At 55.6% G+C, this 20,334-nt stretch carries 20 protein-coding genes; 7 read left to right on the top strand and 13 right to left on the bottom strand.

The genetic code is table 11. The features are described from left to right. Positions 1–92 precede the first annotated feature (92 nt). Genes Mal15_RS27175 through Mal15_RS27160 form a run of 4 tightly spaced genes read left to right on the top strand, consistent with a single transcriptional unit; the run spans position 93 to position 4,654 of the window. On the top strand, positions 93–1,118 hold the full coding sequence (locus Mal15_RS27175) for a hypothetical protein (protein WP_147870635.1): 1,026 nt from the start codon (positions 93–95) through the stop codon (positions 1,116–1,118). Between the two features lie 22 nt (positions 1,119–1,140). Continuing rightward, positions 1,141–2,214, top strand: coding sequence for a thiamine pyrophosphate-dependent dehydrogenase E1 component subunit alpha (locus tag Mal15_RS27170; protein ID WP_147870634.1), 1,074 nt, complete (start codon positions 1,141–1,143; stop codon positions 2,212–2,214). 55 nt (positions 2,215–2,269) lie between these two features. Further along, positions 2,270–3,319: an alpha-ketoacid dehydrogenase subunit beta gene (locus tag Mal15_RS27165; RefSeq protein ID WP_199773743.1), complete on the top strand. Its 1,050-nt coding sequence runs from the start codon at positions 2,270–2,272 to the stop codon at positions 3,317–3,319. 39 nt (positions 3,320–3,358) lie between these two features. Next, positions 3,359–4,654 carry a dihydrolipoamide acetyltransferase family protein gene (locus Mal15_RS27160; RefSeq protein ID WP_147870632.1) on the top strand — a complete coding sequence of 432 codons (1,296 nt, stop codon included), beginning with the start codon at positions 3,359–3,361 and terminating at the stop codon, positions 4,652–4,654. Between the two features lie 245 nt (positions 4,655–4,899). On the opposite strand, the gene Mal15_RS27155 is transcribed toward Mal15_RS27160, so the two are convergent. Together Mal15_RS27155 and Mal15_RS27150 are read right to left on the bottom strand one after the other, a co-directional pair. Further along, complete coding sequence (locus tag Mal15_RS27155) at positions 4,900–5,595, bottom strand: class I SAM-dependent methyltransferase (RefSeq protein ID WP_147870631.1); 696 nt, start codon at positions 5,593–5,595, stop codon at positions 4,900–4,902. Continuing rightward, positions 5,585–6,052, bottom strand: coding sequence for an Rrf2 family transcriptional regulator (locus Mal15_RS27150; protein ID WP_147870630.1), 468 nt, complete (start codon positions 6,050–6,052; stop codon positions 5,585–5,587). Before Mal15_RS27150 ends, Mal15_RS27155 begins: the two co-directional genes overlap by 11 nt. 86 nt (positions 6,053–6,138) lie before the next feature. On the opposite strand from Mal15_RS27150, the gene Mal15_RS27145 reads away from it, so the two are divergent. Then, positions 6,139–6,738: an SAM-dependent methyltransferase gene (locus Mal15_RS27145; protein ID WP_199773742.1), complete on the top strand. Its 600-nt coding sequence runs from the start codon at positions 6,139–6,141 to the stop codon at positions 6,736–6,738. Positions 6,739–6,993: 255 nt separating this feature from the next. Here Mal15_RS27145 and Mal15_RS27140 read toward each other — a convergent pair whose 3' ends face one another. The 5 genes from Mal15_RS27140 to Mal15_RS27120 all read right to left on the bottom strand — a co-directional run bounded on the left by Mal15_RS27140 (position 6,994) and on the right by Mal15_RS27120 (position 10,837). Continuing rightward, positions 6,994–7,494 carry a TIGR03067 domain-containing protein gene (locus tag Mal15_RS27140; RefSeq protein WP_147870629.1) on the bottom strand — a complete coding sequence of 167 codons (501 nt, stop codon included), beginning with the start codon at positions 7,492–7,494 and terminating at the stop codon, positions 6,994–6,996. Positions 7,495–7,748: 254 nt separating this feature from the next. Beyond that, complete coding sequence (locus tag Mal15_RS27135; protein WP_147870628.1) at positions 7,749–8,075, bottom strand: nuclear transport factor 2 family protein; 327 nt, start codon at positions 8,073–8,075, stop codon at positions 7,749–7,751. Positions 8,076–8,174: 99 nt separating this feature from the next. Continuing rightward, entirely contained in the window at positions 8,175–9,059 is an 885-nt protein-coding gene (locus Mal15_RS27130; protein ID WP_147870627.1) for an RNA polymerase sigma factor, read from the bottom strand. Positions 9,060–9,187: 128 nt separating this feature from the next. Further along, entirely contained in the window at positions 9,188–9,931 is a 744-nt protein-coding gene (locus Mal15_RS27125; RefSeq protein ID WP_147870626.1) for a hypothetical protein, read from the bottom strand. A 393-nt stretch (positions 9,932–10,324) separates the two neighbouring features. Further along, positions 10,325–10,837, bottom strand: coding sequence for a hypothetical protein (locus Mal15_RS27120; RefSeq protein WP_233903055.1), 513 nt, complete (start codon positions 10,835–10,837; stop codon positions 10,325–10,327). Between the two features lie 250 nt (positions 10,838–11,087). Here Mal15_RS27120 and Mal15_RS34945 point away from each other — a divergent pair, with 250 nt between their 5' ends. Together Mal15_RS34945 and Mal15_RS35190 are read left to right on the top strand one after the other, a co-directional pair. Then, complete coding sequence (locus Mal15_RS34945) at positions 11,088–11,222, top strand: hypothetical protein (RefSeq protein ID WP_261344527.1); 135 nt, start codon at positions 11,088–11,090, stop codon at positions 11,220–11,222. An 810-nt stretch (positions 11,223–12,032) separates the two neighbouring features. Continuing rightward, positions 12,033–12,326 (top strand): DNA-directed RNA polymerase subunit alpha C-terminal domain-containing protein, encoded by a 294-nt coding sequence (locus tag Mal15_RS35190; protein ID WP_147870624.1) that lies wholly within the window; start codon positions 12,033–12,035, stop codon positions 12,324–12,326. A gap of 609 nt (positions 12,327–12,935) precedes the next feature. Here the strand turns inward: Mal15_RS35190 and Mal15_RS27110 are convergent. From Mal15_RS27110 to Mal15_RS27085, 6 genes are all read right to left on the bottom strand, one after another. Beyond that, positions 12,936–13,376, bottom strand: a complete 441-nt coding sequence (locus Mal15_RS27110; RefSeq protein WP_147870623.1) for a DUF6527 family protein — start codon at positions 13,374–13,376, stop codon at positions 12,936–12,938. Continuing rightward, positions 13,373–14,548 carry a ThiF family adenylyltransferase gene (locus Mal15_RS27105; protein ID WP_147870622.1) on the bottom strand — a complete coding sequence of 392 codons (1,176 nt, stop codon included), beginning with the start codon at positions 14,546–14,548 and terminating at the stop codon, positions 13,373–13,375. The genes Mal15_RS27110 and Mal15_RS27105 overlap by 4 nt, the downstream gene beginning before the upstream one ends. Then, entirely contained in the window at positions 14,523–15,224 is a 702-nt protein-coding gene (locus Mal15_RS27100; RefSeq protein WP_199773741.1) for a multiubiquitin domain-containing protein, read from the bottom strand. Before Mal15_RS27100 ends, Mal15_RS27105 begins: the two co-directional genes overlap by 26 nt. A gap of 85 nt (positions 15,225–15,309) precedes the next feature. Continuing rightward, positions 15,310–18,729, bottom strand: coding sequence for an ATP-dependent helicase (locus tag Mal15_RS27095; protein ID WP_147870620.1), 3,420 nt, complete (start codon positions 18,727–18,729; stop codon positions 15,310–15,312). Beyond that, on the bottom strand, positions 18,713–19,306 hold the full coding sequence (locus tag Mal15_RS27090) for a hypothetical protein (RefSeq protein ID WP_147870619.1): 594 nt from the start codon (positions 19,304–19,306) through the stop codon (positions 18,713–18,715). Before Mal15_RS27090 ends, Mal15_RS27095 begins: the two co-directional genes overlap by 17 nt. After that, the gene (locus Mal15_RS27085; RefSeq protein ID WP_147870618.1) at positions 19,303–20,115 is read right to left on the bottom strand and encodes a sigma-70 family RNA polymerase sigma factor; all 813 of its coding nucleotides are present in this window, start codon (positions 20,113–20,115) and stop codon (positions 19,303–19,305) included. Before Mal15_RS27085 ends, Mal15_RS27090 begins: the two co-directional genes overlap by 4 nt. Positions 20,116–20,334 lie beyond the last annotated feature (219 nt).

Genomic DNA, 20,334 nt, shown 5'->3' with positions numbered 1-20,334 from the left:
TCGCCCGACGCATAGGATTGAATCTGTAGTAGGACTGCGCATTTAAGTCCGCCTCTGGCATCTTTTCTTTACCCCGCTAAGGAGGCATTGCGATGGGCAAGCTTGCGCACGTATCGCTCAGCACGCCCTGCGAAGACGTGTTTCGGGCGGTCGGAATTATCGCCGACCAACAACCGTTGCCGGCGCATTTGAAGCTGTACGCCGAACAGGCCGATCAGGTGATGCGGCAGGCGGCCGCGATGGTCGACCAAGGCGAGATGCAGCAGGAACGGGCACACGAATTCCAGCAACTGCTGGTCGATTGTTGTGCCTTTGTGATGTGCCACCCGATCATCGCCACGAACAATTACCTGCGCCGCTTCGCCGAGGGGGTGACGTTTGCCCAGGCGCGGCACGAGATTCAACAGTTCTCCGTCTTCGGGCTGCAGTTCGATGTCGCACAGGCAAAACTGGTGGCCAACGCGCCGACGTTGGAAGCCTATCAGGAGCGATTGAAGGTGCTGCTGAACGAGAAGGGGATCCCGTACGAGAACGGATTTGAAGGTGAATTGACCGGCCAGTGGAGCCCGGCCACCATCCACTTCACCTGGATGCAGGACACCGCAAGAGGGTTAGGGCTTGCGTTCGAGGATTTGGGAAAGATCTGGATCGCACAACCGGGGACCAAACGGTTTGTTGAAACCACCTTCAACACCTATGCCAGTACCGACCAGAGCACGGCGACCGGGGCGGCGTTCGCCATCGAGAACTGGGCGGCCGGGGCACTGTGGACCCCATGGATCGCGGGGATGCGGAAATTGAACGAATCGCTGGAGCATCCCGTTGATCTGGGCTACCTGACCTACCACGAAGCGCAAGAGGTTCATCACTCGCAAGCAACATTGGACGAATTGCTGGAAGATTTCCAGACCGTCTGGTTCGACACGGAGCGTTTCTTGTGCGGTGCCGAAACGATTCTGACCGAGGGCGTGCAAGCCTATTACCAATCTCAACTCGACACCCTTCCGGAGAAAGACAACAGTTGGCCAACCCAGGCTTGTCAGCCACGGAGTTTTGATCCACATGCCTTGGACAAACTTCCCGTGCCGATGCATCACTCAACCGGACACCTGATTTGAGACACGTGTGCGGAGTCGATTTATGCAGAACATTGCTCACACCCATGACTTGATCGATTCGGACCCCGTCATCACGAGTGGCGATGACGTGCTTCCGTTGCAGACGGCGCTTCAGATTCACCGCGTGATGGTTCGCACACGCGTGATGGAAGAACGCATGATCAAGATGAGCAAATCGGGCGAAGGCTACTTTTGGATCGGCGGACCGGGCGAGGAAGCATTCAACGCCTGTCTGGGACTGCAAGTCAATCGTGGCGCCGGCCCCAACCACGACTACCTTCATCTGCACTACCGTAGTAGTGCCGTGATGGTGGCGATGGGCATGCCGCTGATCGATGCGATTCGTCAAATGGCGATGAGAATCACGGATCCGTTTTCCATGGGGCGGAATTTTGTCGGCCACTTTTCCCGGCCCGATTGGAACGTCGTTCCGGTCACATCCGTGGTCGAGATTCAGTACGCGATGGCGGCCGGTACCGCGATCGTCCAAAAACGCTCGGGCGGGGAAGGAATCACGATCGTGGTCGGCGGAGATGCCGGCACGGCCGAAGGAGACTTCGCGACCGCGATGGTGTGGAGCACGCGGCCGGACAACCAACTGCCGATCTTGATGGTCGTGACACACAACAACTGGGGAATTTCGACCGCAGCCTGCACCCAGCACGGCGAAAAACAAATCCTTGATCGCGGTGAACCGTTTGGAATTCCCGGACTGGTGTTTGATGGCAACGATGCGATCAAAGGCTGGCACGCCGTCCGCCGGGCAATGGCGTTCTGTCGAACCAAAGGCAGACCCTGCATCCTGGAACCGATCGTGTCGCGTTTGTACGGACACTCCTCATCCAGCGGCGCATTGCGTGTGAAGAATGAGCCGGACTGTATCGAGTTATTGGAGCAGAAACTGGTCCAAAGCGGGCTGGTCACCGCCGATCAGCTTCGGTCCGTCCACGAAGATGCGGTCGCCGAAGTGAAAGCCGCCGTGGAACAAGCCATGGCAGAAGCGAATCCCAAGCCGAGTGACGTCCAGCGGTTTACCTACGCACCAAGCAAGGTGGACCGGGTCTATCCGAACGACTACACGGGTTTGCCGATGTAGCCGGTGCCCGACGAGAGGGGCGTCAATTGAAACAGGTAGCAATGCGATGGCAACCATGGCCCAAGCCATACGGATGGCGCTGCACTACGGCGAAACCGAGCTGGGCGTGACCGATATCTTTGGCGAAGACGTCGGTCCGCCGTTGGGCGGTGTGTTCACCGCGACGCAAGGCCTGGAGACCGCCTGGAATTCCCCGCTCGATGAACGCGGGATTGTCGGCACCGCCATGGGGATTGCCTTTGCCGGCGGACGCCCGGTCGCAGAGATTCAATTTTGCGACTATGCGTTCAATACGATCGATTTGCTCAAGGCCGCCGGCAATCAATCTTGGTCCAGTGCCGGCGGCTGGAACCTGCCGATGGTTCTGATGACGCCCAGCGGCAGTGGGATCCGAGGCAGCCTGTACCATTCCCACTCCTTCGACAGTTGGGCCACGCGGCTAGCCGGCTGGAAGATCGTCATGCCCAGCAATCCGATCGATGCCTACGGGTTGATGCTCTCGGCGATCGCCGATCCGAATCCGGTGATGGTGCTGTTGCCGAAAGCGTTGCTGCGTGTCCGCGGTGAGACCCTGCTTCCAGGCGAACCCGAAGACCCGGTCGTATTGAAGGAAATGATCGATGCCCCGGTCGGCGATCGGACACATTGGCAACCGAACTGGCCAACGCTTGGCGAGCACTTCGTTCCACTCGGCAAAGCCTCGCTGGTTCGCAGCGGTGGTGATGCCACGGTGATCAGCTACGGCAGAACACTACCATTGTGTGTCTCCGCAGCAGATCAGTTGAAGACCACCGACCGGATCCGCTTTGACGTGATCGATCTGCGCAGCCTGTTTCCCTACGATTGGCAAGCGATCTCCGCCAGCGTCCTGAAAACGGGACGCGTCCTGATCGTCAACGAAGACACGGAGGTGACCAATTTTGGCGAGCATCTGCTCCGCCGCATCATCGATCATCACTTCTACGACCTGTTATGTCGGCCGCGCGTGCTGTTGGCCAAGCATGTTCCGGGGATCGGTTTGAATCAGGTCTACGAAGAAAACACGGTTCCCCAATCGCAGCACATCCTATCGGCGATGCGGGATCTGGCAATGGAACCCGCCTGAACTGGGCTCCGAACAACTACCGAGTAACGAGCCGATTCCATGGACTTTCAACTTCCCGAACTTGGTGAAGGGATCTACGAAGCCGAACTCGTTGAGTGGCGGGTCAAGCCCGGGGACCAGGTGCAACCCGGACAAAGTCTTGCCGAAGTGCTGACCGACAAGGCGACGATGGACGTCCCCTCACCGTTTGCCGGACAGATCGACAAATTGCACGTCGACCCCGGCAACGAAATGAAAGTCGGCCAGGTCGTGTTAAGCTACACCTCGGAAGCGGTGATCGAATCGGCTGCCGACGACGCGGTCGACCCTGACACCGAAGTTGAACGAATCCAGCCGACAGAATCGCACGAGGTCGTGCAGCGATCGCCGGAGAAAGCGGAGACGGAGACACCGCATCACGTGACGGCGACGACCGGCGTTCAAGCGGCGCCCGCCGTTCGCCGCATGGCCCGTGGATTGGCCATCGACTTGGCGGCTGTCCCGGGCAGCGGGCCGGATGGACGTGTGTTGATCAATGACATGACCGAGTTTATTCGATCGTCACGCCATACCGGCGCGCGATCCCACGACGGCCCCGCCCGCGAAGCAAGAACCAGAGTGCACGCCGATCAAAAGCCGGATGCACCGGAGGAATTGAAACCGGGAACGCGAGTCAAGTTTCGCGGCGTGCGACGAAAGATCGCTCGGCACATGGTCGAAGCGAAACAGAAAATCCCGCATTTCGGGTACGTCGATCAATGCGATGTCACCCAATTGGTTCAGGTGCGGGAATCACTGAAGGATTCGTACCCGGAGGTGAAGCTGACGTTTCTTCCTTTCATGGTCCAGGCCGCCGTTGCGGCGCTCAAGGAGTATCCGCTGGTGAATTCCAGATTGGATGAACGAGCCAATGAAATCGTCCTGCATGACCACTACCACATCGGGATCGCGACCGATACACCACTCGGCCTGATCGTTCCGGTGGTTCGCCACGCGGATCATAAGAACCTGATCGATCTGGCCGGGGAGATCCAGCGGCTGACCTCTGCCGCTCGCAGTGGCATGCTCGCGGCTGGTGATTTACGCGGCAGCACGTTCACCGTGACCTCGATCGGCAGCATCGGCGGACTGTTTACCACACCGATCATCAATCATCCCGAAGTCGGCATCATGGGAATCGGGAAACGGTTCACACAGCCGTCCATCGACGTCGCCGGCAACGTCCACGCCCGTGACATGGTCTATCTGTCGTATTCCTTCGACCATCGCGTCGTCGACGGCGCCATTGCCGCCAGATTCAGCAACGCCGTGATCCAACAGCTGGAAAACCCGACGCATCCATCGCTAGCGACATGATTTCGGGCGTGTGTTTAGTCATCGCGTCGAGAAATCCCCCCTCACGCGGCCCCGCGTTCGACATCATTCTGCCCCGAATCATTCTGCCATCCCCCTGCTCGACATCATTCTGCCCCGAATCGTTCTGCCATCCCCCTGCCCCCATCGTTTTGCCCCCATCGTTTTGCCCCCATCGTTTTTCCCCCATCGTTTTTCCCCCATCGTCACGAACAGCAAGTGTTGGCGGCTGGCAACAATTAGGTGTCTCATGCAGAAGACACCCAACCCTTGAAAGCGAATCCGGCGTAGAACAGACTGACGTCAGAAAACCCGGCCTCGTGCATCAGCCCCTCGTCTTGCCCAGGATCAAGAATCTCCAATTGGGAGTCGATTGCGTCTCGAGCCAGCGATGCCTTTTCGGGATCGACTCCGGAACTCACCACATAGGCTGCGTATCGCGAAAGCCACTGCGCTCGCGCCGCACCTGATTGAGGAAAGCTCAAGTGAACAGCAATGAACGGGCCGTTCGGTTTGATCCGCCGACGAATGGCGGTCAGCATCTGTCTCCGCTCATCGATGTCGGCGAAGTGCATCGTTAAAATGCAGGTGGCTGCATCGAATGGCCCACGGGGCGCAACGTCGACCTTGCCTTCATGCAGTGCGACTCGCGAGGCATGGGGCCCAAGCGTTTGCTTGGCAAGTTGCAGCATTGACGGCGAAGGGTCAACGCCATCGAACTCCCAGCCTGGTTCGGCTTCCGCAAAGGCCTTCAACTCAAGGCCGCCTCCCGCACCGACGACGAGTATCCGGCCACGGCTCCCCACACGCTCGGCCAGCAACAACCTCGCCATCCGCTGCATATCCGCGAAACCCGGAACGGCCATCCGTGGCGAATCCGCATATTTGGCCACCGCCTCCGGGTCGTGAAAAGCCGCTTTGAGAAAGTTCGGGTTAGACGCCATGCGCGTTCCGTTTTGCCTTCAGTGAAATGCCTTTGGTTTTGAGTCGCTTGTGACAATCCGCGCTCAGCGAGGCGAGCGTGACTTCACCGAGCCGCCGCAGCAGCAGCTGTTCGGCTTCATCAAATGTTTTGCCAAGCGCAGCGTTCACGGATTGCTCCACCAGACACCCCGGCGACTCGGTGCGATTACCGATCGCCAACAACGCAGGACTGCCGACGGCCTGGTAAATGTCCAGCAACGTGACTTCGTCCAAGTCGCACGCCAAAGTCCAACCGCCGCCATGCCCCTTCTCCGATCGCACGTATCCCTGCTCGCGAAGCCCCGCCATCAGACGACGCACCACGACCGGATTGGTGTCCATCATCTTCGCCAAGTCACTCGACGTCACCGGCTCATCCAGTTCGGCCATGTGCAGCAGGATGTGCAGTACGCCGGAGAGCTTGCTATCTCGCTTCATGTAACTTATGTTATTACGTGACCGTTCAGTCGTCAAGTTCGACCAGCACCGCACGGCCGCTCAACCGCCAACGAAGGAGAAGCGCTTTGTCACTGCCAGATTGGAACGCGAGGTTTTCCGAAACCGAATTTGCCTACGGCACCGAACCGAATTCGTTTCTCGCGAAAAACGCCCACCTGCTGGTCGATCCCGTGCTTTCGATTGCGGAAGGCGAGGGACGCAACGCCGTCTTTCTGGCAACTCAAGGATTGCGTGTCCACGCGGTCGACGGCTCGGACGTCGGGCTCGCCAAAGCGGCGAAGTTGGCAGCGAATAGCGGCGTCTCGATCTCGACGGAAGTCGCAGACCTGAATGACTTTCAACCCGAACCACAAACCTATGGCGGGGTCGTCTCGATCTTCGCGCATCTGCCAAATTCGATTCGCGACAGTCTGTACCCGCTTTTGGTGCAATCTTTGAAGCCGGGCGGCATCCTGATTCTCGAAGCGTACTCCGAAAACCAACGTGATCGCGGCACGGGCGGGCCTGGCGAATTAGACCTGCTGATGACGTGCACCAAGATCGAGAGGGAACTCCCCGGACTGGAAACTATCCTACTGCAAGAAACCCAGCGCGAAGTGGTCGAAGGCAAGTATCACACCGGCGTCGCCTCCGTGATCCAATTCATCGGCAAAAAACTCGGCTAAGGCTGCGGCACAACGATTAAGTGAATGGCGTAGCGGAACTCGCCAAGAGTTTCGATTCCGCAGAACTCGCCTGGCTCCAGCAGCTGACCGTCAGGCATCGCGCCCCTCATCATTCTGCATCCCTCATCATTCTGCATCCCTCTCCCGACTCCCAACGACGTGACAGGACACCGTCGTCGGGTGGAGAGGAAGGAAAATATTGGAGGCAGCAGAATTGGCTGCACCGAAGGGACGAATCCCAGAAGCGCGTTTGCGCTACCTGCCAGCGCCCAGCCGTCGCAGCTCCAGCACGACATCCGCGTTTGGCAGCTTGAACTCGCCCGGGCGAGGCTTCCCCGACCACAGCTTCTCCTTCCAGACACCGACGACACAGCAAACCTTCAACCTGTCGCCGTCCAGCTCGTAAATCCCGAGGGCGTCGCCACCCGATTCTTTCGCTTCGTCCGATCGGTGATCCCAGACTTTCGGCGTTGACGTCGGGTCGAGATCAAAGGTGCCGGCCCACAGCTCCTGATCGCCTGCGTCCAGCGCCGCGTAGGTTCGGTCCTTTCGAAAGACCAATCGCTTGGCTTCTTTCGTAATTCCCGGCGGCTGCACATCAACGATCTGCCAGGTCCCGGAGAAGGATTCGAGTTCCCGCTCAATGGCCCTCGACTTGGCATCGGCCTCCGACCGAACCTCGCCGAGCTTGGAGTCGTCCGCCATCGTCCCAAGGCAGAAGGCCAAGACGAAAAATGTGAACAGTGTTGATTTCATGGGTTTAGTACCAGAAAGGTGTGAAAGTAGAATGGCACGGGCTGAAGCCAATACGCTGAGCCGTAGGCGCTAGCCTCGGGCCTTACCGCCGTGTTCAAGGCGTATCAAGACCCGCGGCTAGCGCCGTCGGCTCACTAAGCCCGTGCCATTCGTGTGAAAGTATGGACCGGTCGATTTCCGCCGAAAGCGACGATGACAACGAGCTGATTTTCCCCGTCGCTGCTCAGACACCTCCAATGACGAAGGAGCCGTGGCTACGGGGCGATCTCTAACGACGCGATTTGCTCGCCCTCGAATTCGAAGACATACTTCAGGGCGACTGGGCTACCGGGAAAGTTTCCGGTCAACCGGCAGGTGACGACGCACTGGTCCTCCCGCTGCTCGCTCTTCAGCGGCTCGCAGGTGTAGACGTACTTCGTCGACGCGTCTTCTTTCCACTTCTGGATCGCTTGGCGGCCGCGATACGTGTGGCCTTCGTCCTTCACCACGGCATCGCCGGTGAAACAACGTGCAACGGCTTCGCCGTTTGATTCGTCCGCTTTGAAATAGCCCGCGACGGGTTCGGGGAGTTTGAGAGTCATGGCGATCCCTTCGAATGAGTGTGAATCGAGCAGCCCTTGCTGCCTCTTACTCATTGACACGGCTCGCAACCGACTGTGACGGGCGTGGGATCAAAATCCTCAATTTAGTCGCAGTGTTTTGCGCACCTCTTCCCGCTGGAGCATGCGTTGCAGCCAGTCAATCGCATTCTCCGGCTGAAGAAACGGATGCTCTCGGTAAAGGGCAACGTGCTGTTGCTCGACCAGATCCTCGATCTCCCTGACCGTCTCACCCACCACATCTCGTATTCGTTGGACATGCCGCGAAGCAAACATCAACCGGTGCGGATCGACATGCCCAGCTTCGATAAAACCACGCGTTTTCTTGGGGCAGCGGCAGGGATTGTTCGCGTTGACCAGACCGCACTGGTGGTTCATGAAATGGTGCAGGTCACGCCGGGCCCGTGCGAGGCATTGGCGAAAATTGACAGCGGTCATCTCCAGAACTTCGCCGCCGACGGTGTCGCTCGCACCCAGGATCTCGCCGAGCGTAAAGATCAACCGTTGCCTGCGATCCAAGCACAGCAACATCCCCATCGTGCAGCTGTGTTTGGCTTCCTCGACCAAGACCGGGAGGGCTACGGGAACATGCTCAGGATCAGGCAGTTCCAAGTCTGGCGTCCCGGCGATCGCCTCACCGTAGTCGGCAAACGTCATTTCGTGAGCCTCTGCGCCGCGACGCTTCATGTTCAGAACATGATTGGCGGCGATCCGGTACAACCATGTGCGAAACTTGCTCTCTCCCTTAAACGTGCTCAGTTTGGTGATCACTTTGACGAGCACTTCTTGGGTCACCTCCTCAGCATCTTGAGGGTGAAACACCATTCGCACCGAAATGTTATAGATCCATGCCTGGTGCCGCAAAACCAGCGTCTCCAGCGCGGCACGATCGCCACGGACGGCCAGATCGACCAGATCCGCATCCGAGACGTCGTCCGAATCGACCTCGCTGAACGGATTTTGCATGGCGGACCCCCAGTCGCCCAAAGTGATGAAATGAACAGACGATCACAAGCTTGGACACGCCGGCAGCGAGGGTGTGACAATTCCCATCAACAAATCACAAAGAATATTCTCGGTTGACCGCGAGTCGTCTATTTCACCTTCAACGTAACTTGACCGTTCTTCGCCTTGGCAAGCTCGGCATCCATGTCGCGTTTGAAGGCGCGGAGCGTTGCCGCCGAGCCGATGATGCCGATACAACCGGCGGTGCCCAGGCGGCCGCCGTCAGGGTGGATCCGGAGCTCGGTACGGTTGCCTTTCGCCAATCCCTTCGTTTTTGCGGCTGCCGTCCGGTCGCCAAAGTCATCCTTGATGTCGCTGACGTCGTAGGTGAACCCGACCCCGTCCACCTTGAATCCGGCTTTGGAGCGAGTCCGGTAGTTGTCCACCGTGTACGACCCAACCGGTAGGTTCCCTCGTCCGCTGTTGCCAGAGCGGAAGGCGTACGTCACGTTGTTGACGCGGATCCGCCCCGTCTTCATCTGGTTCAGCTTCTTCGCCTGGAACGTCTTTTCGAACACGGCAGTCAGGTTGGTGATCGCTGGCAGTGTTGCCGTGACCCGGTTCAGCTGCTTCAGCGTCTCGCCGTTCGGATCAACGCGTTGATCGGGAGATTTCGTGCCCATGACGTACTGCTGGTACGCGCCGATCGCGTCTTTTGTTTTGGTCCCAACCTTGCCGTCCTCCGCCAGCGCAGCCAACCTCGGCTGGCCTTTTGCGGCCAGCTTCGCGTTGAGTGTACTGAGATTCAGATTCAGCAAACTTTGAACCGTCATCGCGTCGGGCTCCCGGTTGATACCGCCTTTGCCAACCGACTTTGCAATGGTCATCATCATGACATTTACCCCTGCTTTTGTTACGGATTCTTGCTCAACACCAAGTAATCAAAGTCTCATGATCCAATTCGGAAGCGCCGGAGGCGATCCCAAACCTCTGGTCACACAGCGATGGATCCATCACGGCCAGCCCGGCCAGTCATGTTAACAGGGAACCCCCTTCCGTGTGCCGAGTTCTCAGATCGACATTTCTCGGTTTCAGAAGAAACCGATGCACGAATCCGATTCGACACTCGACATGGCTTCCCGAATGGACACGCCAGGCACTTCTACCGCAAGCGGCTTTCGCGAAACGAGCTTGCAACGTCGAGCTCCGATAAACAGCGTTGGATCTTATTCCGGAATTCGCGAGTCGAACGGCGCTCGCCGCGGTTGAGTCAGGAACAAACGCGTCTATTCAAACGGGCTGCCGCCGAAAGGATCGTCCGCGTCACCCGTTTTTCCTTCCCGACCATTTCCCAGATCCCCTGACGCATCGGATCCGGCCCGGTCAGCTCCGATGCCTGGGGCGGCGTCTGCGCCGGCACGCACCGGGATCTCGACAACAGCTTCGATCCGGCCCTTTGCGTCGACAACGATCAGCGTGGGGTCGCCGTCAACCGGAAAGGTTTCATCGAGCAAATGCAACTCACAATCCACGATCTGGAACGATAGGCCGCCAAATCGGCACGAAGCCCCACCGGCAATGATCTTTTTCTCGAATCGACGGTTGCCCACACCGGTGTAGCTGACCGCACCACCGGTGGCCGAGTTTGCGATCGCGTTTGCAAGCGCCGGGCTTGGTGAGAGAATCAACGTGCCTGATGACTTGCCCGAAAACGGCTTGTCCGCGACGGCAAGTCGAATCTTGCCGAATTCAGAAATCCCGTAATTCGCTAGCGAATACGTGATTCGTCTCGATTGCACGTTTCCATTTGGATGAACCGTGATTTGTGTTTGAATCGGCGAGAGCAATGACGCGGGAGCGCTGCCTCGATAGGTGGCAGTGAACGCACTCGAACCCCACGAAGCAAGCACCGCGGAGCAGGCGGTGATGAACAGAAGGGTTTGAAGTTCGTATCGCAATGGCTTGACCCCCGACCCAATTCAACAGCATATGAGAACTGCCTTCGTCCCATGGCAGCCGATCCGGCACCGACCGCCAAAGGCCAGTTTGTTGCACCTAACCACCGAAAGTCAAGCATCGGGGTGTCGCAATCGCTACAACGGCGATACCGACGGTGACCGAGATGTGGACGAGCAGGAATGCGGCCACTTCGGCCAGCGATTCCGCCGACAGCTGAGGTATTAATCACAGCCGACCTGTTTTCGTTGCCGAGGAACGCGAACCGCAGCTTGCTACGAGGTCAATCGATAGAAAGCGTAAAGGCAGGCGAGCCAATATGCCGGCACGATCCACTGGGCCCGCAACGGCAACCATGGCTGTTCCGTCGGCCGATCGCGTGGGTCCTCGGTCGCCGCAGGGCTTTTGCCTTGCCTCTGTCTATTCCCGATCCTCGAGAGACGATGTAACGGGAAAACATACCGAGCGAAACTCCGCCCAAGAAGAATCCGAAATGCTCTGTGGCGATGTCATGTTGACTTGAGCGAAATGCGATCTGAGCCATCAGCATCCAGAAGAAAAAGCCGACGAAGCCGCTCACTGCCGTGAGCGCTCGTTGACACTGAGTCGCTTGTCGATAGTTCAAGTAGCGACCGACGCCGGCACCGATCGCGAGGGTCAACAAACCCATTTATTAACCAAACCGCTTTGTGCTTGTGCCCTTTTCCGCCACCAGTTCTTTCGGTACTCGACAAGGATACGTTTGCCATCACGACGAGTATTCAGCATAAGGTGTTCGACAGCCAGGCACAAACTCGTTGCACGCCAGAGAATGCGGAACTCGCGCATCCGAAGGAGTTCGCCAGGCCTGTGCGGCGCTGTTCTCCTCCCTGGGAATTCGACTCCACCGTCGCGTGATTAGCGGCGACAAAAACTTCAAGCGGGCCATCGTGACACGCCCCCAAAAAGATCCAAAAAACGGTTGAAAATTGCATCGGTTTTCGGCCATCGTGTGGTACAAGCTGGCGATGACTAGGGGACGAAACTACTTCATGGCCGATGGAGCGATGCGAGATGGCAAGGACACGGATTCCGTTAGACCAACAGTGGGTCGCCGAGCAGAAAAAAACAAGAATGCTAGCGTCCGCGGTTGCGGAGCTTGAATTGGATGTCCGAACGGTGAACGGACTGGAGGAAGCCGGCGTCTTGTACGTCAGCGAACTCATTGAGTTAACGCGCGCAGAGCTCGACAGGATCCCAAACTTCGGATCCAAGAGTGTCGAACGAATCATTCAGGTGTTGGGGGAGCACGGATTGGCGTTACGCTCAAGCTGGTCCTCGCCGGCACGCTAAGCTCCGACCAACCGTTTTTGGTCTCTCACATCAGCCTGCGATTGTCGCGATGTCCGCTTTCAGCGGCCTCACGCTTCGTCCAGCATACGATCGCGCACCGCGTGAATCTCGGTCGATCGCCCAACCAGACAATCCAGACCAAATCGCTTTCCGGCACGATGCCCCCTTTGTAGCGCTCATTGGTCAGTCTCGAAATCGATTCCCGCTTCCACGATGCCCGAGAAAATGTGCAACCAGTGACGACGGTCCCGCGACCTCCGCCCCCGGCCCACAAAGCCCGCCGATCCTCACGGACACAATTACGTTGTCCAGTGATCGGCAGAAAAAGTGACAAGAGGGCCACACTGCCCGAGTATCGGACCAGAAAAGTCCAGAAATTGCCGGATTCTCCGGCAGTCGGGGCGACTAGATTCGAACTAGCGACCTCTACGTCCCGAATCTAGTCAGGCTCAATTGAACTAACGCTTATTTTACGTTTAGGACACTGGATATTGCGGGGAGTTGCATCGCTTATCAACGCTTGTTCAATGTTACTCAAATTGGCTTCAAATTGCCAACTCTGCCCCGGAAATGCCCCGGGCACTGAGCGCTAAAAACTGGCATCGCAACCTATCCACCGAAAATCCAGGAACCAAATCTTGCAAACCACGAGCGCGGCTTTTCCACGACTTGATTGTTCGACTCTCGACTAGCTGGCTGTTGAACTGCATTTCCGAATTGCCGCTCTGTGGCCAGGCGATCCCTTCTTCTTCCCGCGGCGATTTGCTCATCAGTCCATTGCCCTGCAACCCGAACTTGCCCGCGGGTGATCACGTAGTGCGAACGGCACGCCAGCGTCCAGCTCCCAACCGATGGGTTTAGTGAAACCGATTCGCCGTCATAGATGATTCGCCAATCAGCTGGACTCAGTGGCGTGACGACCTCTTCGCCACAGCCGCAACAGCAAAGGTGCGACACACTCTTAAACTCGATCGAAATGTACAGCACACCGGGCTCAAGTTCGTCCGGGAAATGAACGACGAATCTGTGTTTCAGTGTTGAATACTTCATGAGCCGTTAAATCCATTATTTATTTTGTTCGTATCAAGGGTGTAGGTTGAATAGAGCTCTCCTTTCAGATCGCAATAGAAATTCAGAATCTGTTTCCACTTTACGATTACCAACATCGCGTTTAGAGCATTCAGCTCAGCGACCTGAATATTTGAGGCGTACAAGTCCGCCTCGGCGTCGGCCTTAAACGGCACAGCACCCTTGTGAACATGGTCTCGCCTGTTAGGCACACTTGCAGCAACACGCAAGATTCCGCTAAGCGACTCGCCTTCTAAGTCGATCCCCATGCCAACATCGATGAACGATGCATCCATTGCTTCAAGCTTCTCGATAGCCGCTTTCTTTGCTTCGCCAGCGTCCATGCACAGGAATGCGAATGTCACACCATCAAGCAAATTCACATTAGACGGCCCGATCGCCACTTTGTGCGGCACAATGCCGCGACGCATTTGTGAATACATTCTGGAAAAGTATTCGACCTTCGGAATGACCTCACGAAGTTGCTCAATCGAAGCCGCTCCGGGAGCACGAAAGGCATTGTGCTGAAGAAACACATCATCGTCGAACAAGTGAATTTCACGTACGGGCGTCTTGGCAACACCATCCAACACGTACGAGCCAGTGCCCCCGAGACCAATAATCGCGATCACTTCGCTCGACAACTTCCGCGTCAGTTCGCCTATGCCAACACGATCGGAGGCCGTTTCGGTGTAGTTAAACACCGTGTCTTCGTCATCGGAGGGTACACGCAGTGACTTTGGCGAAATGCCAGGGCGAATCACTGATGCGGGACCAGCCAGAATATTTGCGTACGTAGTCATCTTCTCGTAGTAGTCAGAATACCCACCTTGCGGCTTACAAGAGAACGAGTGCGTAGCCACCATCCCGTTGGCGAGTTTGATATTCGCACCACGATCATTGATGTTTAGCGGCTTTCCAGAAGTATCGCAGGGAGACTCACCAGCAAAATGCACTTGGTGATTCCTGGGTTTGTGAGTCTGGTTGCCCGACTCGCTCAACTCGGAAACCAAAGTTCCGTGACGGACGTTTCGGTCCGCATCGACGTAAGGAACGTCCCGCATGAGAAGGAATCCGCCGTTTTTCTCGACGCAGTATCCCTCCTCACGCAGGCGTTTCAGGTCGGCACTACGATCGAATAGCTCGTTTGACATTGAAAATCGTCCCATGTTTAACCTGAACAGTTCCACCAGCACCAAGATTGCCGTCAGACGGACACGACAATGCACCGTCATAGGTAATCGTGAACTCCTCGTTCTCACCGTGGTTTCCAGGAAACGCAAGTTGAACGATTTGATCAAAAGTAACGTCTTTCGACGGAACAGTCTTTTCGCGAGTGTTGACAATGATCTGGACGCTCGGATCGGGCTTGGGACCCTTAAAGAACCGCTCCACCCCAGGCTCATTCAAATCAACCAGTTCAGTGCGATCGATTACACGATCTTGACCGCCAGGTACTGACAGAAAAACGACTTCGCCATCACTTGCCTTCGCAAGTCGCCGCAGAACCTGACCACTGATTAGTGGCTTTCCCCAGTGCTGCTGGTCTTTCTCGACCTCGAAACGAAAGCTTCGGTCACTGCGAAAGGCAATAAACCGCTCAGCTCCACGCTTTTGCAGGTCGACTTTTTCATCCAGACGGATGTCCTCGAAGTCACCGTTATCTAGGATTGCAGCAAGACTCGCATCACCGTCCGAGTCGTAGCCTGCGATTTCCAGAATCTGACGACCCAGTGGAACAGGATCGTCGACTTGATAAGGTTTGAATTTCAGCTGGTCATTTGCGACCAACACACGAAAGCCTTTGTTTTTTGTATTTCTATCACTCACTTCAAAAATCTCCTCAGAGGTTTGCCGAAGGCGGAATTGCCTCGGTCTGAAGAGTTAATCGCGTGAGATCAGCAAAATCGGTAAGTCAGGCAGAGATTTTCTTGGATAATTCCCCAGCCGGTAGCTTGCCACAAACGAAGTACGCTGGGCAGAGCGGACAGGTATCGCTAGTTTTTAATCCAAACTTGCCGGATAAGATTTCAAGACCGATTTCGTCCAGTCGCTTTTGAGCATTGTCGAGTTTTCGCGCGGACGTCGGCAGCGGCGTCACTTTTCCATCGCTCAAGTGGACAACTTCAGCGACGGTACGTTCGGAGAGCCCTTCTGTCCCAAGAACAAATGCCTTTGACTCAATCGATTCCACATCCTTTTTGACAACATGTCCGGTGCGAATCCGTTGAATCGATAGGCTACCGTCCTCTCGTCGAACGACCTGGTCAGGAACGATCTCTATCGTCCCTCCTGTAATTTGTACTATCATTGGTTCAGGCGGTAGTGTCTCCGCGCCTGAGGCACATTCGATTAGAAATCGAACGAGATCAACAGCGATTTTTCGGTACTCCACCGACGATGCGTCGGCCGAAAACCCACGCTGCACCATCGCATTTTCGAGCAATCTCTCAGCTTCATCGCGAGAGGGCCGACTGATGTGATTCGATGCAACATGTTGCACGACATCCTGCACAGCGGCGTGCAACTGCATGTATTGCGTTTCCGTTCTGCGACCTCCCGTCTGAAGAATGTGGGAATAGAGGAATCGGCGTGGGCATTTATCGTAGAGTCGAACCTGATGATCCGTTACCGAAATTGGTTCCTCTACTGTTACTCTCCACGCATCAGTCTCCTGGTCGGCTGCAACCTCACCGTCAGCCTCAATCTCCCATTCGTCAACATGCCCTTGCAAACATTCCAGAAACTTCGATGGGGATTGTCGCGCATCGTCGGAGCGTTTCTTGTTTCGGTAAAGGAAAAGACGGTCTTCCGCTCGTGAGAGAGCAACGAAAAGCAGACATGCCTGCTCGTTTTCCAAACCGTTCTTGACCGCGTCATAGCCAGATTCGGACGTGCCTTCGATCATCCCATCTGGTGGTGTGATTTTTCGCGAGAGCTGAAATCCAGCCGACAAAGGTATACTTGAAGAATTGAGGCCTGGTATGTGGACGACTGGAGACTCTAGTCCTTTGCTTCCGTGCATCGTCATCAATCTCACCGCGTCAATAGACTCTGCCGCTTTGGGAAGTTGGCGCAGCTCGCGATCATCTGAGTTGAGGACAAGATGACGAATGCGATCCAGTAGACGAAAAGTCGGGGTCCCTTCTCCAGCAGGAATCAGTCGAGCAAAATTCATTAACTGCCAGATCGCGATTCCTTGTGCTCGGCTTGAGACATCATCGGCCATGGCCAGGTTAGCGGCAATTCGTGTTCGATCGAATAGTAGTGTTGCCAGAAGTATCCAAGGATGAGAGCCGGGGTGAAAACCCGCCAGCGCGGCTTGCAGTCTTTCCAGAGATGCTACACCTTGCTCAGTCAGTTCTACATCGTCCAAAGAGTCAGACAGCCACTTCATTGCCGGCGTACTGCTTGCTCGCAGATGATCGATCAACGCCGAAGCATCAGATAGCCGCATTGAGAACTCGTTCATTGTCGCAATCCGGAGAAGACCCATCGCGCGTCGATCCGCCATGAGAGAAACGATCGACAGCAGGTCTCGAATCTCACTTCTCTCGAAGACGTTTCCCAAGAACAAAACCGGAATACCGCGATGCTCCAAATCGTTGGCAAGTTGCGCCAATCGATCATTGCCAGAACATAGCACGGCTTGCTTTCGGTAGGAGTAACCGTCATCTCGCATGGTTACAATCGCATCTGCAATCGCGGCAACTTCATCAGTCTTTTTTTCGACCACTCGCAGTTCTGGACGGTGCTCCATTGAGTCGCGCGTGGTCTCAATAGACGTCGTGTCATCGCTCACGTCGACCATCGAATTGGCAAATTGGTAGACGGTTCCGCTAATCTCTGGAACGCTTCGATAGCTCAGATCGAGCTCGCCCGTAGTGCCACCTGGAAAATCGTCTTCACAGAACCTCTGCATATTGAACAAGGATGCGCCGCGAAAACGATAGATCGACTGCCTAGCATCACCCACAACCCAAAGGTTTTTCCCCGATGGTGATAACGCCTTAAGAAGTCGCACGCTTGCTCGATTGACGTCCTGAAACTCATCAACGAGAACGTGTTCGTAAAGTGAAGACAAGTGCTCTTGGACATCGCTTATTTCCTCACAAAGCTTCACCGGCAACGAAACAAGGTTGCCAAAATCGACACCACCACGGGAAATTTTCAGCTCCTCATAGGCCTCAAAAATAGTCGCTACATCAAGGCACTCTTCTGCGCGAGTGATTGCTTTTTCTTCACTCGCGTTTGCCCGCATCGTCTCCGCCAACGAGCGATAGCGGTCCGGCCCAACCACTTCATCGTGCGCTCGGGAAATAGCGTCCAGAGCACGGCGAATCTCAAGTGAAGGATATTGCAGGTTCTTTAGGTGGTTCAGCTCCAGCCCAGCGTAGACCCCCTCCAGCATTTCTATCGCTTCCGCTCGGTCAATAAGCCGAGGGTCACTGGGGAGATTCAGCAGGTCATGAAATCGTCGGACAATATCGAGTCCGAATGAGTGAAAAGTTCCCACCCAAACCCTTGCAGCAGCGTCTGGATTCATTGTCGCGAGGCGATCTGACAACTCCCCCGCAGCTTTGTTAGAAAACGTCAGCACCAGTATGCGTTCTGGCGAAACACCTGTGCTGACCAAATGCTCAATACGACCGATTAGAGTCCGCGTCTTTCCGGTGCCCGGTCCTGCTTTGAGTAGAAACGCGTTCTCACCCGAGAAACGCATCGCCTCCAGCTGACGATCGTTGTACTTGATAGCGACTTCCGGCTTATACTCTTCGACCAGCTCTGGCAGAAATATCGCATCAAGTAGCTGTTGAAAGACTACCGGGAGTGGAGCATCAATCAACGCTGCAATCTGACTAGCGGTCTGCTCTTGTTCTAGATGGAGCGTTCGGATCCAATTGCGGGGTAATAACAACTCTCTAGCGAAGAGGTCCATCTGCACCTCACGCCGTGCGCGGTTGCTGTAATCAACCACCCTGTCCGTTCCAACGCCGGTGGAACCCGAGGACCGCTCTGGGTCAATGTCGGTGATAGCGAGGAATTCAGCTTCTCCACCGAATTCAACATGCCCAATTTCGTGCGCAACAAGAAAAGCGTCAGTGAAAGCGCTGCCGCTGTCTTCGTGGAGAATTAGCCATGCCTCGGGATCGAACAAAGCACGCCCGCCGCACAGTCGCACATCGTCCACAGGAACTCGGCTAACATCAATTTCTAGTCGTGCAGCCTCTCGACAAACGAAATCGTATGGCTTGGACGGATCACCACCATCAGAAACTGCGGCTGCATGAAGCTCTGCTGCTCGTCGTCTTGCAAGCTCAATTCGATCGGTCATGACCGAGATACCCCACTGCTGTTTTTCGCTCCTCGTCTGTCAATTCCGTGTTCTCGATTAACTCTTGAAAAGTAACCTGCTGAGCGATTTGTGGCTTCTTGTCTGCCTTGAATTCCAGCGTTTGAAGCACGTTCGGCGGCTCTCGCAGAAAAGTCTTCAAATCCTCCAGCGTCGACTCCAGTGCAGTTGAGGCCGCCACCAAAAACCGTTCCGGCAGACTCTCAAACTCGACTTGCCTATTGCGAATGGCAACAACAAAGGCCTTCGGGAGTCCAAGTGATTTACATAGCGAGGCAAACTTCTTCCCCTGAAACTTGCGGAAGGGGTTCGTAGATCGAGCCGATGATGAGCCTGCCGCCTGAAGAGTATTCCACGCAGAGCTGAACGTGGGATCATCGATTGCTTCCGGCTTCAATCGAGCTTCATTCTCAACCGCACGGATTTCAAAGGAAAGTTCGATAAGCTCATTCTTGTACTCGGGATAACTCTCTACGTATCGAGCAAGGGTTTCGCGATCATGTGATAGTTCCATTGAAAATGCATCGAGCACTTCCTCTAAGTTTTGATTGTGGCTCATACCCTGTCCTCCAAATACAGTTCTTCGCGGAGCTTGGCACGAGCCCGGTTTCTTCGAGCTGACACAGTCTTCTCTGTGCAACCAACAAGTTCCGCAATTTCCTTTATCTTGAATCCCTCCACCAATAGTTGAATTACTTGCCTTTCTTCATCTGGCAGAAGGCTAATCGCAGAATACACGCCTGATCGGTAAGAGAAGTCTTCAAATTTTTCCGAAACGTCTCGAAGCGACCTGATAGCCGTATCGACTCCGTCAAGATCCGCCGATTCGACAACTGCCTCAAGTGACTGACAATTCTCCCGTTTTCGATTCTCGGACGAGTCACGCTTTGCCGTGCGCCGCGCCCTGGCTACCGCACTATTGAAATTGATTTCGAAATAGTCCAATCGATCATCGTAGGCATTGCGATCATGACAGAGCTTCTCCGTTACGTTGTCGACAACGGCGTCTCTGACTGCGGCTTGATACGAGTCCTCGATATATCGATCGCCGCCCAGAGATTTCCGATTCACCCGTAGGAGTTGAAGAAAACGTTGACGAAGGCTACGGAAAAGAGATTTGTAGGCTAACTGATCACTGCAATTCTTCGCGAATCGAACAAAATGCATGACAGCTTCCGGCGGAATATATTCGGGATCAGCTGAATCCAAGATCTCCGAGCGCCTAGCAACTTCTTCGATTGAAATCTCATGAAGTGCAGCAAGCAGTTGTTCGACTGGTGTACGGCGCGAATAAACCTCGCCCGTTGATTGCTTGCGTTTGCGAAGCGGGGGCACGGCTGTCGCAACCCTGATCGGCTCTTTCGTCATTGTCTTGCCCTCACCGTAAGGTTCTCCGAATGAACTCGGTTGCGAATTAGCCGTGACATTTGTTCGTCGTAGACCGTTGCCGTCTTCTCGGGACCGGATAGCCGCGATTCCACCTTCTCAATGATGAAAGGGCTGTCCCACCGGCAGCCATACTCGGAATCTGGCAGTTTTCGACTGCCTAAGCCCCCTCGCAACTCGATTCCTGCCGACCGAGGTGAA

Origin of the sequence: Stieleria maiorica, assembly GCF_008035925.1 — a bacterium.
Classification (GTDB): Bacteria; Planctomycetota; Planctomycetia; order Pirellulales; family Pirellulaceae; genus Stieleria; species Stieleria maiorica.
This window is presented reverse-complemented; position numbering and strand designations above follow the sequence as displayed.